This window comes from Enterobacter sp. BIDMC92 (assembly GCF_001030225.1).
In the GTDB taxonomy this organism is placed as follows: domain Bacteria; phylum Pseudomonadota; class Gammaproteobacteria; order Enterobacterales; family Enterobacteriaceae; genus Enterobacter; species Enterobacter sichuanensis.
In genome coordinates, this window is record NZ_KQ087598.1 from 1,783,926 (window position 1) to 1,799,155 (window position 15,230).

Sequence of the window (15,230 nt, forward strand, 5' to 3'; positions counted from 1 at the left end):
GGGAGTCTCATCCCCCCTGCATGTTTGCAACATGCAAAAAAAAAGCCCGCATTTTCATGCGAGCTCTTCTTTAAATATGGCGGTGAGGGGGGGATTCGAACCCCCGATACGTTGCCGTATACACACTTTCCAGGCGTGCTCCTTCAGCCACTCGGACACCTCACCATAATGTCATCCCGTTGTTGTCGGGACGGGCGCTAATGTAAGGAAAAGCTGAACTGCCGTCAACTCACTTTTTCAGTAATTTAGCGCGTTTAGACAAACTTCAGGCAACATGATTCTTAAATGTGCTGAAAGCGTCTTTTTTATCAGCAACACCCTCGTGCAATAAATTTGTTATGCTGACACTCCAGTTAAAAAGCAAAATAAATCAGCGCAATAAAAGGCAGGAATCACTATGGATATACTCTTTTATCACCCTACTTTTGATACGGCCTACTGGATCAAGGCGCTCACGGCGGCGATCCCCGGCGCACGCGTCCGCGAGTGGAAGCGGGGTGATAACGAACATGCAGACTATGCGCTGGTCTGGCATCCGCCGGTAGAAATGCTTCAGGGACGTAACCTGAAGGCCGTTTTTGCCCTGGGTGCCGGGGTGGATTCCATCCTGAGCAAACTGAAGGCGCACCCTGAAATGCTGCCGGAAGTCACACCTCTGTTCCGCCTGGAAGATACCGGAATGGGCCAGCAAATGCAGGAATACGCCGTGAGCCAGGTGCTGCACTGGTTCCGCCGCTTTGATGATTATCAAGCGTTTAAACAGCAAGCCCGCTGGGAGCCGCTGCCGGAGTATCAGCGCGAGGATTTCACCATAGGCATTCTCGGTGCCGGTGTGCTGGGATCCAGAGTGGCTGAAGCCCTCGCCCCGTGGGGGTTCCCGCTGCGCTGCTGGAGCCGCAGCCGCAAGGATTATCCCGGCGTAGAGAGCTTTGCCGGAACCGATGAGCTCCCGGCTTTCCTGAAAGGCACACGGGTCCTAATCAATTTGCTGCCAAACACGGCGGAAACGGCAGGGATCATCAATGAAGCCTTGCTCAACCAGTTAGCCGATGAGAGCTACCTGATGAACCTGGCGCGCGGAGTGCATTTGGTCGAGCCGGATCTGCTGAAGGCGCTGGACAGCGGCAAGTTAAAAGGTGCCATGCTGGATGTCTATAGCCGTGAGCCGCTGCCGAAGGAGAGCCCGCTGTGGGCACATCCGCGTGTGGCGATGACCCCGCACGTGGCGGCCGTGACGCGCCCGGCTGAAGCGGTGGCCTATATATCCCATACCATCAGCGAACTGGAAAAAGGCAACGCGGTCACCGGCCAGGTCGACAGACGGCGTGGTTACTGAGAGAAACCCGGCGTTTGCCGGGTTTTTGCTAATATTCGCTGCTGATAACTGCTATCCTTTGGAAAAACCGCAGAGGAGAGAGAGATGTATCCCGTTGACCTGCATATGCACACCGTCGCCAGTACCCACGCGTATAGCAACCTCCATGATTATATCGCCCAGGCGAAGCTCAAAGGCATCACGCTTTTTGCGATCACCGATCATGGCCCGGATATGGCGGATGCGCCGCACTACTGGCATTTTGTGAATATGCGGATCTGGCCACGTCTGGTGGACGGCATCGGAATACTGCGCGGCATTGAGGCAAACATCAAAAACATCGACGGTGAAATCGACTGTACCGGCCCGATGCTGACCTCGCTTGATCTTATCCTTGCTGGTTTCCATGAACCGGTCTTTGCGCCTCAGGATAAAGAGACCAACACCGCCGCGATGATTGCCACCATTGCCAGCGGCAATGTGCATATTATCAGCCACCCGGGCAACCCGAAGTACCCGATTGATATTCAGGCTGTCGCGCAGGCGGCTGCAAAACACCGCGTGGCGCTGGAAATTAACAACTCCTCCTTTGTTCACTCGCGTAAGGGCAGTGAAGCTAATTGTCGCGAAGTGGCGGCCGCCGTCCGTGATGCGGGTGGCATGGTGGCACTGGGTTCAGATTCCCATACCGCGTTCACGCTCGGTGACTTTAGCGAGTGCCTGAAAGTGCTGAATGACGTTGACTTCCCGGAAGCGCAAATCCTGAACGTCACCCCACGCCGCATGCTCGATTTCCTCGAGTCGCGCGGAATGGAGCCGATTGCCGAATTTGCCGATCTTTAATTGTGTAATGGAATAAAAAAATGAATGAGTTTTCCATCCTCTGCCGCGTGCTGGGTACGCTGTATTACCGTCAGCCACAAGACCCGCTGCTGGTTCCGCTCTTTACATTGATTCGTGAAGGGAAACTGGCGCAGAACTGGCCGCTGGAACAGGATGATTTACTGGAGCGTCTGCAAAAAAGCTGCGACATGCAGCAGATTGCGACGGATTATAATGCTCTGTTCGTGGGGGATGAGTGCCGCGTTTCGCCATACCGTTCTGCCTGGCAGGAAGGGGCAACGGAAGCGGAAGTCCGTGCTTTTCTCTCCACGCGTGGGATGCCGCTGACCGATACCCCTGCGGACCATATCGGTACGCTGCTGCTGGCCGCGTCCTGGATCGAGGACAACGCGGGGGATGATGAGAACGAAGCCATCGAAACCTTGTTCGAAACGTACCTGTTGCCGTGGGTCGGGACTTTCCTGGGTAAAGTCGAAGCGCATGCGACCTCGCCATTCTGGAGAGCGCTGGCACCGCTGACCCGCGACGCCATCGCGGCAATGTGGGATGAGCTGGAAGAAGAGAACGAAGAGTGATGCTCGTCACATAAATCCTGCAACTCCACATTTCAATTTGCACGTAATGTGCGGATGATCTCATTTCCATGGTGCGCTTCTGCTAAGATGCGCGCCATGAACATATTACTTTGTATCGCATTAACGACAGGCATTCTCTCCGGGCTGTGGGGGTGGGTGGCCGTGTCTCTCGGATTGCTCAGCTGGGCCGGGTTCCTCGGCTGTACGGCCTATTTCGCCTGCCCGCAGGGGGGTATAAAAGGGCTCTTTATCTCAGGTTGCACGCTGATGAGCGGTGTTATCTGGGCGTTGGTGATCATGAAAGGCAGCGCGCTGGCGCCGCATCTGGAGCTGCTGGGGTATATCATGACGGGTGTTGTCGCCTTCCTGATGTGCATCCAGGCCAAGCATCTGCTGCTTTCGTTCGTGCCGGGCACCTTTATGGGAGCGTGCGCGACGTTTGCAGGGCAGGGCGACTGGAAGCTGGTGGTCCCTTCGCTGCTGCTGGGGTTGCTGTTTGGCTATGCCATGAAAAACAGCGGACTTTGGCTGGCATCGAGGCGGGAAAAAGCGCAAAACGTCGCGACGGTGAGTGAATAAAAAAAGGCGAGATAATCATCTCGCCTTTTTTATACGCTTCCTGTCAGGATTCCGGAGGCACTGACATATCGCGGTATTTCACCAGTATCGGGTTCTGGACGTCCGCTTTATTTTGCAGATCCCACAATCCGCGATCGATACCGTCGTTGATTAAGAAGATCACGCCGGTTTCAATGGCTGACATCAGGCACATCATGACCGGTTCGTTAGAGGTGTAACCAATTTCACCCTCCAGCAAACGCTGGTAATCGATGAAGCGGAACACCCCTGCCTGCACTTCATAGGACAGGATGGTTTTGCTGGTATTCACCGAAGAGAGCACTTCACCGGTACTGACGTTGACCACACGCAGGTTAACGGCGATTTGGTCGAGCTGATACTGGGTATCCGCGCCGATACCGAAGTAACGCGCACCCGCACCACCCGATTTAACGTTACTTTCGTAACCAATAATCGATCCTTCAATCATTACGTTCGCCGCCGCCAGCGATTGCAGAGGCATACGGTTATTGTCCGCGACGGTGCCATTTTCCTGGGCGGCACGGATAATTTTGCGTTCATTTAACAGGTTCTGTAGCCCCTGGCGTTCCAGAGGAATAAACCAGTGTGAATCCTTGAGCGCAGTTACCAGCATCGCGGTGGCGCTTTGCGGGACAGCCGTGGAGAAGTTACTTGCCGGGTAAGGCTTAAATTGCCCGGTTTCATCCTGAATATTATATACGGAGACAAATATTTTCCCCGTCGGAGAAGGTAAATGCGTTAAATCACGATAACTCTGGGCCCGAGGCATTAAAGTGGGTTTTGCAGCTTCTTTAGGGGGAGCAGTTAAACAACCGCTCAATAAGCACACTGCAACAAATATCAGGAAGCGCTGCATGATCGTTGTCCTTATTTAGCTGTTGTTTAGAAGTCAGTTGAATTAGTTTGTAGACCGGAAACCTGAATGGTTGAGGTTTTACCGGTTTTACGATCGGTCACGTTCAACTGGAGCTGTCCGTCCCTGTTCGCGATGTCGACAATAAAGTCGTTGGTCACCATCCGGCCGGGTTTGCCGGTATTGATGTTGGTCAGCAACCCGCCCAAAATCTGCGACTGGATAGCCTGCGTGAAGTTGTCCAGTGCGGACGGGGTATCCACGCCAAGATCCTTAAAGCTGGGATCTTTATAAGAGTTTTGCGCCTGAGCTTCATTCAACATGAACGCGCCGTTGTTAGGGTTACCCCCAAAGTTAGGGTTACGGAACTGGAATGTCATGTTCCCGGCCCAGCTTAAGGGTGTTATTAGCATTATCGAAACAACTGCATATGCAATACGCATGACAGCCTCCGCATATCGGTTCGCTAGAACTCGTCTTTTGCTAAATCGCGGGTGCTTAATAGGGCTTTATCTATTTGCAGGCGATTAATAGCGTCTTCTGATTGGGCCAGCGCTAAGGCGACGTTTTTATCGAAGTCTATTTTCGTGGGGAATAAAAATGTTTGATAGATAACGGTCTGGTTCGCCGTTATTGTTATCCAACTTCCCCATCGTGCACTGGGCCGCTCGTTGATTGTTATATTTCCGGTGTAGGTACTGTCCCATTTATCACTGAAGGCGCGATAAAAATTGTGCCCGACAGAGGAAACAGTGTGGTCTGTTAACAATCCGGGAACTTCGACCTCGACGGCCTGTAGGTTCCCTGCAGCGAGGAGAAAGCCCGCTGCGGCAATCCAACTCACGGTGCGTTTCATGTGATTAACGCCTGAGGTTATCGTTTGCCCACGAAACAGCCTGAGTTCGGTTTTTAACAGCTATCTTCTTGAAAAGATTATAAAGGTGCGTCTTTACTGTATTTTCGCTGATAAATAACGAACGGGCGATTTCAATATTTGAAGCACCAATGCGTAATTTGTTCAGGATCTCTTTCTCACGGTGTGTGAGCAGTGCGGACTCTGAGCTGTTATAGCGATAATTGCCGGAATGCGTGATGAGATAGCTGGCAAGTTTTTGCGAAAAATAACATTCTCCGCGCAAAATACCCTGCAAGCCCTCTACCACCCGATCTTCTTCTTCAGTAACGTAGAACACGCCATTGATATGCGGCCAGCTTTCAATATCTCTGAAAGGATATTCATCAGGCGTATTCAACAATAGCACGCGGATATTGTTGTTTTTCCTGCTTAAAACATCCTGCCAGTAATGGATGAGCTTTTTATCAGCTTCCATCATATCAAACAGAATAATGCTGCCAGGGGCAATATCATCAAAAGAACGTTGAATATTATGCAATTTCCCGTTCAGTGATAACGATTGCTTTAAATGTTGTAATAACGCTGTCGCTTGCAAAGAAGGTTTTGTGATCAACAGTAATGTATGACCATGTAAACTATGGACTTCATTAAACATGATGAAACCCCGCTTTTTTTGGCACCTGGCAGCTGTCCTCCTGATTAAAAGAGGACTCCAGAAGTACTGACAGATGTTGCACTGCTGTGTGTAGAATCAAACCATAACCTCCACAGGGAGGTAAATATAAAACCAATTTCGTACATCTAATTTCAATCTAGCTTTTACGAAGTTTAAAGCAAGTGTTAAACGTGTAACAGAATGTAAAAATCAATATTAATTTGTTAAATCAGGATGTGTGCAATGATTCAATTTGATACAAAAGTTGTACATGTGAATATGGCTGCACAGATTTTAAAAATCATACAAATATTTTTATCTATTTGAATTTAGTCGTTATCTTTTATTTTTTGAATGCTGAGTTCAGGTATGAGTGACGGGATATTTCTAATCCTTTAAATGAATGGCTTTCCGACTTAAGAAAACACGTGTCGTGTCACGCACTATGACAAAATGTTCTTTTGCCGTTGCGTTTAAACAATGCGGGGGCAGTGTGGAGAGCCTTCCTGCCGTTGTTCAATCGCCTCTGTGAAGGGAGTGAATAAAAAAATAAGCTGGCCTGTTTAATGTCTTTTTTGCCGGAAATTACAACTTTGTGGTGATCTGATAAATAAAAATAAGCCGCGCGGGTGAGATATTTAAAATGTTTCAGCGGACATACTCTTCACCGTAACGACGCGTTAACACAAAACGAGTCGCTTTAACAAATATCCATGTTACATGGTTATGAAATGATTTAATAACCAGGTCCAGGGTGACAACATGAAAAACACATCGTTATTTATGATGTTTACATTACTGGGTGCGCCTGGATTTGTAACCGCAGCAAATTCAGATTTAGCCAGGGCTGAATATAACTTTGCGGTTAATGAATTAAGCCTTTCATCATTAAATCAGGCAGCCATTATTGGTCAGCGGGGCGTATCAAATGACGCTCAGGTTCGCCAGGACGGTTCAAAATTACTGTCCATTGTTTCCCAGGAAGGGGGAGGTAACAGGGCGCGGGTTGATCAATCAGGGACTTATAATTTTGCGTATATCGCTCAGAGCGGCTTCGCGAATGATGCTGATATTACGCAAGACGGATATGGTAATAGTGCGAAAATTATCCAGAAAGGGTCGGGTAATAGAGCAAGCATCACGCAGTACGGTACACAGAAAACCGCAGTTGTAGTGCAAAAACAGTCGCAAATGGCCATTCGCGTTATTCAACGTTAGTTATTCGCGGCGACTTAAATCAATCCGATGGGGGTTTTACCATGAAATTTATCAAAGTGGCAGCTCTTGCAGCAATCGTAGTTTCTGGTAGTGCTATGGCTGGTCTTATTGATCAAGGTGGCTGGGGTCACGGACACGGTCATGGTCACGGCGGTTATGGCCCAAATTCAACCCTGAATATTTACCAGAGCGGTGGCGGTAACTCAGCGGTCGCCTTGCAGACTAATGCCAGAAATTCAACTCTGTCTATTAGCCAGAGTGGTGGCGGTAATGGCGCGGATGTTGGACAAGGCTCTGACGACAGCACCATTTCCCTGACCCAGAATGGTTTTGCCAACAGCGCAACGCTTGATCAGTGGAACAGTCACGACTCAACAATGAATGTTAGCCAGTACGGTGGATTTAACGGCGCGCTTGTTGATCAGACTGCCTCTAATTCTACCGTCAATGTTACCCAGATTGGTTTAGGTAACCACGCATCAGCTTATCAGTATTAATACTGAAATCTGTGCTACAAAAAAACAGGGCGTGCGCCCTGTTTTTTTTCGGGAGTTCATCATGAATACCTTAATTCTTCTTGCCGCGCTTTCCAGCCAGATAACCTTTAAAACGTCTTTGCAGGACAATATGACCACCATTATTCCGCAGGTCGTGCTGACGGAGTCGTGTGATTGTCAGGTTCAGATTATCGCCGTGCGGGAAGGACAGGGAGGGCAGAGTACTTCCCGGCAGCAAAATACACTTTTTATACCCGCTAATCAGACGATTGATTTAACGCGGTTGAGTTTAAATATTAACGCAGGAGACACGGTCAACATTGTGGTCACCGTTTCTGATGGTAAATCGATTCATCTATCGCAGCAGTGGTCTCCCGCGGGGAGCGCGCTTTAATTATTTATAAAATCAATGCGTTGTGAATGTGGCGGGGCTGTGCCGTTGAGCTATGCTGATATCAGGAACCTGGCCGTTATGTTCCGTAACGTGAAACTTCGTTTGCCCTAACGAAGCGCGTTTGCCCCTCAAGGACGATTTTCATTGAGGAGTATTTATAATGCACAACGCTTTCGCTCAACTCGCGACAGGTCTGGGCCTGATCGTCTCTGCTTTTAGTCTTCCGGCTTATTCGACCACTATTGTTGATGGCGGTGTCATTCATTTTCGCGGGGCCATTGTGGCAGACCCCTGTGAAGTTACAGCGCAGCAGCGTCAATTTGCCATGTCATGTCCGGATAATAACCGGATGCAAACCCGGATGGTCAGCTATGAAGAGGCGCTTAATGGCAAGGTGGCCGATTCGAATCTGGCGACACTCCATATGAAATACCTTAACCCTGAAAAAACGCTCGCCGTTGTTGAAATCCAGTATCGCTAATGCCTGCTATTTCGCCTTACCGCGAAAGAGGATTTTTTCTGATAGTTTTTTCTCCCGAACGCCTCTGCGATACACTTAAGAAAAAGGCGGGTTGCAGAGGGGCTTTATGAAACCGCAAATAGACGTTATTCATGGCGATATCACGACAATGCATGTCGATGTCATCGTCAATGCGGCCAATCCCTCCCTGATGGGGGGAGGCGGTGTGGACGGGGCTATCCACCGGGCTGCCGGACCGCAGTTACTGGAAGCCTGTAAAATCGTGCGTCAGCAGCAGGGCGAATGTCCTCCCGGACATGCGGTCATCACGCTCGCGGGCAATCTACCTGCCAGAGCGGTGATTCACGCGGTTGGGCCTGTCTGGCACGGTGGTGACCAGCACGAAGCGAGTATTCTGGAAGAGGCTTACCGAAACTGTCTGCGGCTGGCCGCCGACAACGGCTATAAAACAATGGCGTTCCCGGCCATTAGTACCGGTGTGTATGGCTACCCGAAAGCTGCCGCTGCGACTATCGCCGTCGAAACCGTTTATCGCTATCTGTCGCTTAAGCCGATGCCTGAGAAAGTTTTCTTTGTCTGTTTCGATGAAGAAACCACGCACCTGTATCAACGGTTGCTGACCCAGCGCGGGCAGGAACTGGACACCTGAAACAAACGCGGCGCACTGAGTGCGCCGCGTTTGTTTATGCCGCTTTCGTCTGCGGTTTTCCGGAAAAGAGGAAACGCAGGAGCGGGATCCGCAGGTGGATTTCGTAGAGCACAATCGCAATCCCCACCACAAAGACCAGCCCGGTAAAGAAGCCCAGCGTGTTAGACGCGATATGCGGTGTGATATAGGCCCCGAAGAACAGCGTTAAGGGGTGATGCACCAGATAGATAAACAGTGAAGCGTTGACAAAGTAGGTTACGCGGCTGGACTTGAAGTTCAGCAAACGGTGTCCCAGCGCGAAGACCACGTTTACCATCCACAGGCCCAGCAGCATAGTGATGACGCTCTCCGTCTCATACATCCAGGCGTCGCCGCTACCGTAGCGCTGGTTCAGCAGATAGGCCATGAACGCCAGGGCGGATCCCAGCGCACACCACGGTGATGGGGTGGTAAACAGCGATTTAAGTTTTGGATGAATAAAGGCCAGAGCGCCGATTAAAAAGAACGGTATGTAGAACAGCGATTGCATCACCACAAAATTAAATAACCCGTCACTCAGAATCGGCGGATAGACGATAAACAGGGTACGTCTTACCGCGGCATAGGCGATCCCCAACAGCAAAAAGAGCACGGACAGTTTGCCCATGGTCAGGTTGGCGAAATAGGTGTCGGCTTTATGACTCAAATGATGGCGCAGGCGGCTGAAAATCAACAAACTGACCGTTGTGAGTACCACCAGGACCAGCAGGAACCACAGGTGAGAGACCAGCTCCCAGACCAGCGTATTGTACTTTTCATACAGTGACAGATTCGGCCAGTTCTCCGCCTTGCCTTTGACGTATTGCAACATGATGAACTGCGGCAGCGTCAGCAGCGGGATGGCGGTCAGCATGGGTATCCCCACGCGCTCCACGCGCACTTTCCACCAGCGCTTGAGCGGATATCGCAGAAACAGCATGTAAGAGAAATAGCCGGAAATGACAAAAAACACCTGCATACGGAAGGCGTGAATAAAGTCATTAAACAGCGTCAGCCACCAGGAGGGCATCGTGCTATTAACATGCCAGGTGTGGCTGGAGTAAATCAGTGAAATGTGAAAAGGGATCCCCAATAGCATCAGCCATGCCCGGATCGAGTCGAGGAAATATTCACGTTCTGTAGGTGTTGTGCTCATATAACGTTGTGCATTCTCAGACTTTTCGTCTTATCCCTAAGACTCATAATGGTTACATTCGAAGCCAACCCTACACCAAGACCGACACCCTGTCTCCAGGATAAGCACGCAAAGTGAATAGAGGGTTCTTTCATTGCTTAATCCATGAGCCAGCAGCTGAACAAAGCAGTGATAATGTTGTCGGATTGCCTGAGTTTCCATTAAAATGGATCGGATCGATATAAGCACACAAAGGGGGAAGTGCTTACTTATTATGAAACATAAACCACAGATGATGAAAATGCGTTGGTTAGGTGCTGCAGTGGTGTTATCACTGTATACCTCATCGGCACTGGCCTTTAACATCGACGATGTCGCAAAACAGGCAAAATCGATGGCAGGCAAGAGCTACGAAGCGCCGAAAAGTAACTTGCCCTCCGTTTTCCGCGACATGAAGTATGCGGACTATCAGCAGATCCAGTTCAATCACGACAAAGCGTACTGGAGCAATATTAAAACCCCGTTCAAGCTTGAATTTTATCATCAGGGTATGTATTTCGACACGCCTGTTGCCATCAATGAAGTGACGGCGACAGCGGTACGTAAGATCAAATACAGCCCGGATTACTTCAATTTTGGCAATGTGCAACACGACAAAGATACGGTGAAAGACCTGGGCTTCGCAGGCTTCAAGGTGCTTTACCCGATCAACAGCAAAGATAAAAACGACGAAATCGTCAGCATGCTTGGCGCCAGCTATTTCCGCGTGATTGGCGCGGGGCAGGTGTACGGGCTTTCTGCGCGTGGCCTGGCCATTGATACTGCGCTGCCATCAGGTGAAGAATTCCCGCGTTTCCGTGAGTTCTGGATTGAACGTCCAAAACCAACGGACAAACGTCTGACCATTTATGCGCTGCTGGATTCCCCACGTGCAACCGGTGCTTATCGCTTTGTGATTATGCCGGGCCGTGACACGGTGGTTGACGTTCAGTCTAAAGTTTACCTGCGTGATAAAGTGGGCAAACTGGGCGTTGCGCCGCTGACCAGTATGTTCCTGTTTGGACCGAACCAGCCGTCGCCGGCAACCAACTTCCGCCCGGAACTGCACGACTCCAACGGTCTGTCTATTCATGCCGGTAACGGTGAGTGGATTTGGCGTCCGCTGAACAACCCGAAACATCTGGCGGTGAGCAGCTTTGCTATGGAAAACCCGCAAGGTTTTGGCCTGCTGCAGCGTGGTCGTCAGTTCTCCCGCTTTGAAGATTTGGACGATCGCTACGATCAACGTCCAAGCGCCTGGGTCACGCCAAACGGTGACTGGGGTAAAGGTAAGGTTGAGCTGGTTGAGATTCCAACCAACGACGAAACCAACGATAACATCGTGGCTTACTGGACGCCGGATCAACTGCCGGAAGCCGGTAAAGAGATGAACTTCAAGTACACCATCACCTTCAGCCGCGACGAAGATAAGCTGCATGCGCCGGATAACGCGTATGTGATGCAGACTCGCCGTTCAACGGGTGATGTGAAGCAGTCTAATCTTATCCGCCAACCTGACGGTACCGTGGCCTTCGTCGTGGACTTCACAGGCCAGGATATGAAGAAACTGTCGCCGGATACCGCCGTTGCCGCTCAGGCCAGCATCGGTGATAACGGTGAAATCGTTGAGAATACCGTGCGTTACAACCCGGTAACGAAAGGCTGGCGTCTGACCCTGCGCGTGAAAGTGAAAGATCCGAAACAGACCACTGAAATGCGTGCTGCGCTGGTCAGTAACGATCAGCCGCTGAGTGAAACCTGGAGCTATCAGCTACCTGCCAATGAATAATACATCTGAATATATTGATGCCATGCCGCTGACGGATATTGAGAAAGCGGCACTGCCTGAGAGCAACATTCGCGCGGTTCACGCCGCGCTGGATGGTGAACATCGTCAGTTTTCCCGTGATGATGATACGCCGCTGGGGTCAGTAAAGGCGCGTCTGGAGCAGGCATGGCCAGACTCGCTGGCAGAAGGGCAGTTGATTAAAGACGACGAAGGACGCGATCAGCTTCAGGCAATGCCGAAGGCGACCCGTTCCTCGATGTTCCCTGATCCCTGGCGCACCAACCCGGTTGGCCGCTTCTGGGATCGCCTGCGCGGGCGTGATGTCACGCCGCGCTATCTGTCACGCCTGACGAAAGAAGAGCAGGCGTCCGAACAGAAATGGCGTACCGTGGGGACTATCCGTCGCTATATCCTGCTGCTGCTGACGCTGGCACAGACGGTCGTCGCGACCTGGTATATGAAAACCATCCTGCCTTACCAGGGCTGGGCGTTTATCAACCCGACGGACATGATGGGCCAGGATCTCTGGGTCTCCTTCATGCAGCTGCTGCCGTACATCCTGCAGAGCGGCATCCTCCTGCTGTTCGCTGTCCTCTTCTGCTGGGTCTCGGCCGGTTTCTGGACCGCGCTGATGGGCTTCCTGCAGCTGCTGATGGGGCGTGACAAATACAGCATTTCGGCGTCAACGGTCGGGGATGAACCCCTCAATCCTGAGCACCGTACTGCGCTGATTATGCCTATTTGTAACGAAGACGTTGACCGCGTGTTTGCGGGCCTGCGTGCAACCTGGGAGTCCGTAAAGGCGACCGGCAACGCGGAGCATTTCGACGTTTACATCCTGAGCGACAGCTACAACCCGGATATCTGCGTGGCAGAACAAAAAGCGTGGATGGAGCTGATTGCGGAAGTGCAGGGCGAAGGTCAAATCTTCTACCGTCGTCGCCGTCGTCGTGTGAAGCGTAAAAGCGGTAACATCGATGACTTCTGCCGCCGCTGGGGTAACCAGTACAGCTACATGGTGGTGCTGGATGCGGACTCCGTCATGAGCGGTGACTGCCTGAGCGGGCTGGTGCGTCTGATGGAAGCCAACCCGAACGCGGGTATCATTCAGTCTTCGCCAAAAGCCTCCGGTATGGACACGCTGTATGCGCGCTGTCAGCAGTTTGCGACGCGTGTTTACGGGCCGCTGTTCACGGCGGGTCTGCACTTCTGGCAACTGGGTGAATCCCACTACTGGGGTCACAACGCCATTATCCGCGTGAAGCCGTTCATCGAACACTGTGCGCTGGCGCCGTTGCCGGGTGAGGGGTCGTTTGCCGGCTCTATTCTGTCGCACGACTTCGTGGAAGCGGCGCTGATGCGTCGTGCTGGCTGGGGCGTCTGGATTGCTTACGACCTGCCGGGATCCTACGAAGAGCTGCCGCCGAACCTACTGGACGAGCTCAAGCGTGACCGCCGCTGGTGTCATGGTAACCTGATGAACTTCCGTCTGTTCCTGGTTAAAGGGATGCACCCGGTTCACCGTGCGGTGTTCCTGACGGGCGTGATGTCTTATCTCTCTGCACCGCTGTGGTTCATGTTCCTTGCGCTGTCGACTGCGCTGCAGGTCGTTCATGCCCTGACGGAGCCGCAATACTTCCTGCAACCGCGCCAGCTATTCCCGGTGTGGCCGCAGTGGCGTCCGGAGCTGGCGATTGCGCTGTTTGCCTCCACCATGGTGCTGCTGTTCCTGCCTAAGCTGCTCAGTATCATTCTGATCTGGTGCAAAGGCTCGAAAGAGTACGGCGGTTTCTTCCGCGTGACCCTTTCACTGCTGCTGGAAGTGCTTTTCTCCGTGCTGCTGGCACCGGTGCGTATGCTGTTCCACACCGTATTTGTGGTCAGCGCGTTCCTGGGCTGGGAAGTGGTCTGGAATTCACCGCAGCGTGATGACGACTCCACGCCGTGGAGTGAAGCCTTTATGCGTCACGGCTCTCAGCTGCTGCTGGGGCTGGTATGGGCGGCCGGGATGGCCTGGCTGGATCTGCGCTTCCTGTTCTGGCTGGCGCCGATCGTCTTCTCGCTGATCCTGTCGCCGTTTGTGTCCGTCATCTCCAGCCGTGCAACGGTGGGGCTGCGTACTAAACGCTGGAAACTGTTCCTGATCCCGGAAGAGTATTCCCCGCCGCAGGTGCTGGTGGATACCGACACCTATCTGGAGCAGAACCGCAACCGCTCACTGGATGACGGCTTCATGCACGCTGTGTTTAACCCGTCATTCAACGCCCTGGCCACGGCAATGGCGACCGCGCGTCACCGCGCCAGCCAGGTGCTGGAGATTGCCCGCGATCGTCACGTTGAGCAAGCGCTGAACGAGACCCCGGAAAAACTCAACCGCGACCGTCGTCTGGTGCTGTTGAGCGACCCGGTCACGATGGCGCGTCTTCACTATCGGGTGTGGTCTGCTCCGGAGAGATACTCTTCGTGGGTAAACTACTATAAAGAACTGAAACTGAACCCGCTGGCGTTGAAGGCGAAGTAAGTTGTTAACCAGGGCGAGTAAGCGAAGCGTCGCCCGCCAGATAAAATACCGGCTTAATCGCCGGTATTTTTTTAGAGGTCACCCATGAGAATCATCATCGTCGTCATGATGGCATGCCTGCTTAGTGGCTGCGGCAGTATCATCAGCCGCACCATCCCAGGGCAAGGTCACGGCAATCAGTATTACTCGGGCGTTAAATGGGATCTCCGTGATTCCGCATGGCGCTACCTCACCGTACTCGATCTGCCGTTTTCGCTGATTTTCGACACGCTGTTGCTGCCCATCGATGCCAGCCACGGCCCTTACGAGTAGTGTAAATTAACGCTCGTCCCATTCGTCAGCCGCGGTTTGTCCTTCTTCCGTATCCAGCGGCGGTTCGAGTTGAAATTCGCCCTCATCCCATTCATGCAGGGTGTTTTCTTCCAGCCATTCCTGCCGTAACTCGATTTCATCGTAGTCGCCATCAAAGACGGCCTGCGCACCTTCACCGCTCAGGACCGGCAAACATTCCCCTTCTTCACCTTCATCGGCAAAAAATTCGGCCTGCCACATAATATCCCCATCCTGCAGAACGTATTTTTGGATATTAAGTTGTTGCACGTCAGCATCTTCTTCCTCAACGCCGGGATTGTCGGCGAGGAACTCTTCGCGAGCGGCATCAATAGCTTCTTCCAGTGTGCTATAAAAAACATATTCTTTAGGGGCCATAATCAGTGCCTCGTCGGTTAATGTTAACAAATGTATAGGTTGGGGCAGGAAGATTGTCAAAGCGTATGTCTATAGTAGGATAAC

General features: G+C 51.8%; 18 protein-coding genes and 1 tRNA gene. 12 read left to right on the forward strand and 7 right to left on the reverse strand.

All coding sequences use genetic code 11. From position 1 onward, the window contains the following. Positions 1-77 precede the first annotated feature (77 nt). Positions 78-165, reverse strand: a tRNA-Ser gene (locus SP99_RS08175). 232 nt (positions 166-397) lie between these two features. Between SP99_RS08175 and ghrA the strand changes: the two genes are divergently transcribed. The 4 genes from ghrA to SP99_RS08195 all read left to right on the forward strand — a co-directional run bounded on the left by ghrA (position 398) and on the right by SP99_RS08195 (position 3,312). After that, positions 398-1,336 carry a glyoxylate/hydroxypyruvate reductase GhrA gene (ghrA, locus tag SP99_RS08180; protein ID WP_047958250.1) on the forward strand — a complete coding sequence of 313 codons (939 nt, stop codon included), beginning with the start codon at positions 398-400 and terminating at the stop codon, positions 1,334-1,336. Positions 1,337-1,420: 84 nt separating this feature from the next. Continuing rightward, entirely contained in the window at positions 1,421-2,158 is a 738-nt protein-coding gene (locus SP99_RS08185; protein ID WP_047958251.1) for a phosphatase, read from the forward strand. Positions 2,159-2,178: 20 nt separating this feature from the next. After that, positions 2,179-2,733: a TorD/DmsD family molecular chaperone gene (locus SP99_RS08190; protein ID WP_025755860.1), complete on the forward strand. Its 555-nt coding sequence runs from the start codon at positions 2,179-2,181 to the stop codon at positions 2,731-2,733. A gap of 96 nt (positions 2,734-2,829) precedes the next feature. After that, positions 2,830-3,312, forward strand: coding sequence for a DUF1097 domain-containing protein (locus tag SP99_RS08195; RefSeq protein ID WP_123072409.1), 483 nt, complete (start codon positions 2,830-2,832; stop codon positions 3,310-3,312). Positions 3,313-3,355: 43 nt separating this feature from the next. On the opposite strand, the gene csgG is transcribed toward SP99_RS08195, so the two are convergent. From csgG to csgD, 4 genes are read right to left on the reverse strand one after another with little or no spacing between them, the layout of a single operon-like run. Then, complete coding sequence (gene csgG, locus SP99_RS08200; RefSeq protein ID WP_025755858.1) at positions 3,356-4,189, reverse strand: curli production assembly/transport protein CsgG; 834 nt, start codon at positions 4,187-4,189, stop codon at positions 3,356-3,358. Positions 4,190-4,215: 26 nt separating this feature from the next. Beyond that, complete coding sequence (gene csgF, locus SP99_RS08205) at positions 4,216-4,629, reverse strand: curli production assembly/transport protein CsgF (RefSeq protein ID WP_025755857.1); 414 nt, start codon at positions 4,627-4,629, stop codon at positions 4,216-4,218. A gap of 23 nt (positions 4,630-4,652) precedes the next feature. Further along, the gene (gene csgE, locus SP99_RS08210) at positions 4,653-5,042 is read right to left on the reverse strand and encodes a curli production assembly/transport protein CsgE (protein ID WP_025755856.1); all 390 of its coding nucleotides are present in this window, start codon (positions 5,040-5,042) and stop codon (positions 4,653-4,655) included. Positions 5,043-5,046: 4 nt separating this feature from the next. After that, positions 5,047-5,697 (reverse strand): biofilm master transcriptional regulator CsgD, encoded by a 651-nt coding sequence (gene csgD / locus SP99_RS08215; RefSeq protein WP_045284619.1) that lies wholly within the window; start codon positions 5,695-5,697, stop codon positions 5,047-5,049. Between the two features lie 762 nt (positions 5,698-6,459). Between csgD and csgB the strand changes: the two genes are divergently transcribed. The 5 genes from csgB to ymdB all read left to right on the forward strand — a co-directional run bounded on the left by csgB (position 6,460) and on the right by ymdB (position 8,936). After that, positions 6,460-6,915, forward strand: coding sequence for a curli minor subunit CsgB (csgB, locus tag SP99_RS08220; protein ID WP_025755854.1), 456 nt, complete (start codon positions 6,460-6,462; stop codon positions 6,913-6,915). Between the two features lie 41 nt (positions 6,916-6,956). After that, positions 6,957-7,412, forward strand: coding sequence for a curli major subunit CsgA (gene csgA, locus SP99_RS08225; protein ID WP_025755853.1), 456 nt, complete (start codon positions 6,957-6,959; stop codon positions 7,410-7,412). 61 nt (positions 7,413-7,473) lie between these two features. Continuing rightward, positions 7,474-7,806, forward strand: a complete 333-nt coding sequence (gene csgC, locus SP99_RS08230) for a curli assembly chaperone CsgC (protein ID WP_047958252.1) — start codon at positions 7,474-7,476, stop codon at positions 7,804-7,806. Positions 7,807-7,966: 160 nt separating this feature from the next. Next, positions 7,967-8,287, forward strand: a complete 321-nt coding sequence (locus SP99_RS08235) for a type 1 fimbrial protein (protein WP_025755851.1) — start codon at positions 7,967-7,969, stop codon at positions 8,285-8,287. Between the two features lie 106 nt (positions 8,288-8,393). After that, positions 8,394-8,936 (forward strand): O-acetyl-ADP-ribose deacetylase, encoded by a 543-nt coding sequence (ymdB, locus tag SP99_RS08240; protein WP_025755850.1) that lies wholly within the window; start codon positions 8,394-8,396, stop codon positions 8,934-8,936. A gap of 34 nt (positions 8,937-8,970) precedes the next feature. Here ymdB and mdoC read toward each other — a convergent pair whose 3' ends face one another. Next, positions 8,971-10,110: a glucans biosynthesis protein MdoC gene (gene mdoC / locus SP99_RS08245; protein WP_047958253.1), complete on the reverse strand. Its 1,140-nt coding sequence runs from the start codon at positions 10,108-10,110 to the stop codon at positions 8,971-8,973. Between the two features lie 253 nt (positions 10,111-10,363). Here mdoC and mdoG point away from each other — a divergent pair, with 253 nt between their 5' ends. The 3 genes from mdoG to SP99_RS08260 all read left to right on the forward strand — a co-directional run bounded on the left by mdoG (position 10,364) and on the right by SP99_RS08260 (position 14,750). Next, entirely contained in the window at positions 10,364-11,917 is a 1,554-nt protein-coding gene (gene mdoG, locus SP99_RS08250) for a glucans biosynthesis protein MdoG (protein WP_021240787.1), read from the forward strand. Continuing rightward, positions 11,910-14,438 carry a glucans biosynthesis glucosyltransferase MdoH gene (gene mdoH, locus SP99_RS08255; protein WP_047958254.1) on the forward strand — a complete coding sequence of 843 codons (2,529 nt, stop codon included), beginning with the start codon at positions 11,910-11,912 and terminating at the stop codon, positions 14,436-14,438. Before mdoG ends, mdoH begins: the two co-directional genes overlap by 8 nt. Before the next feature lie 84 nt (positions 14,439-14,522). Next, positions 14,523-14,750 carry a YceK/YidQ family lipoprotein gene (locus SP99_RS08260; protein WP_047958255.1) on the forward strand — a complete coding sequence of 76 codons (228 nt, stop codon included), beginning with the start codon at positions 14,523-14,525 and terminating at the stop codon, positions 14,748-14,750. A 6-nt stretch (positions 14,751-14,756) separates the two neighbouring features. Here the strand turns inward: SP99_RS08260 and SP99_RS08265 are convergent, their stop codons facing one another. Further along, on the reverse strand, positions 14,757-15,146 hold the full coding sequence (locus tag SP99_RS08265; protein WP_045908287.1) for a MysB family protein: 390 nt from the start codon (positions 15,144-15,146) through the stop codon (positions 14,757-14,759). Positions 15,147-15,230 lie beyond the last annotated feature (84 nt).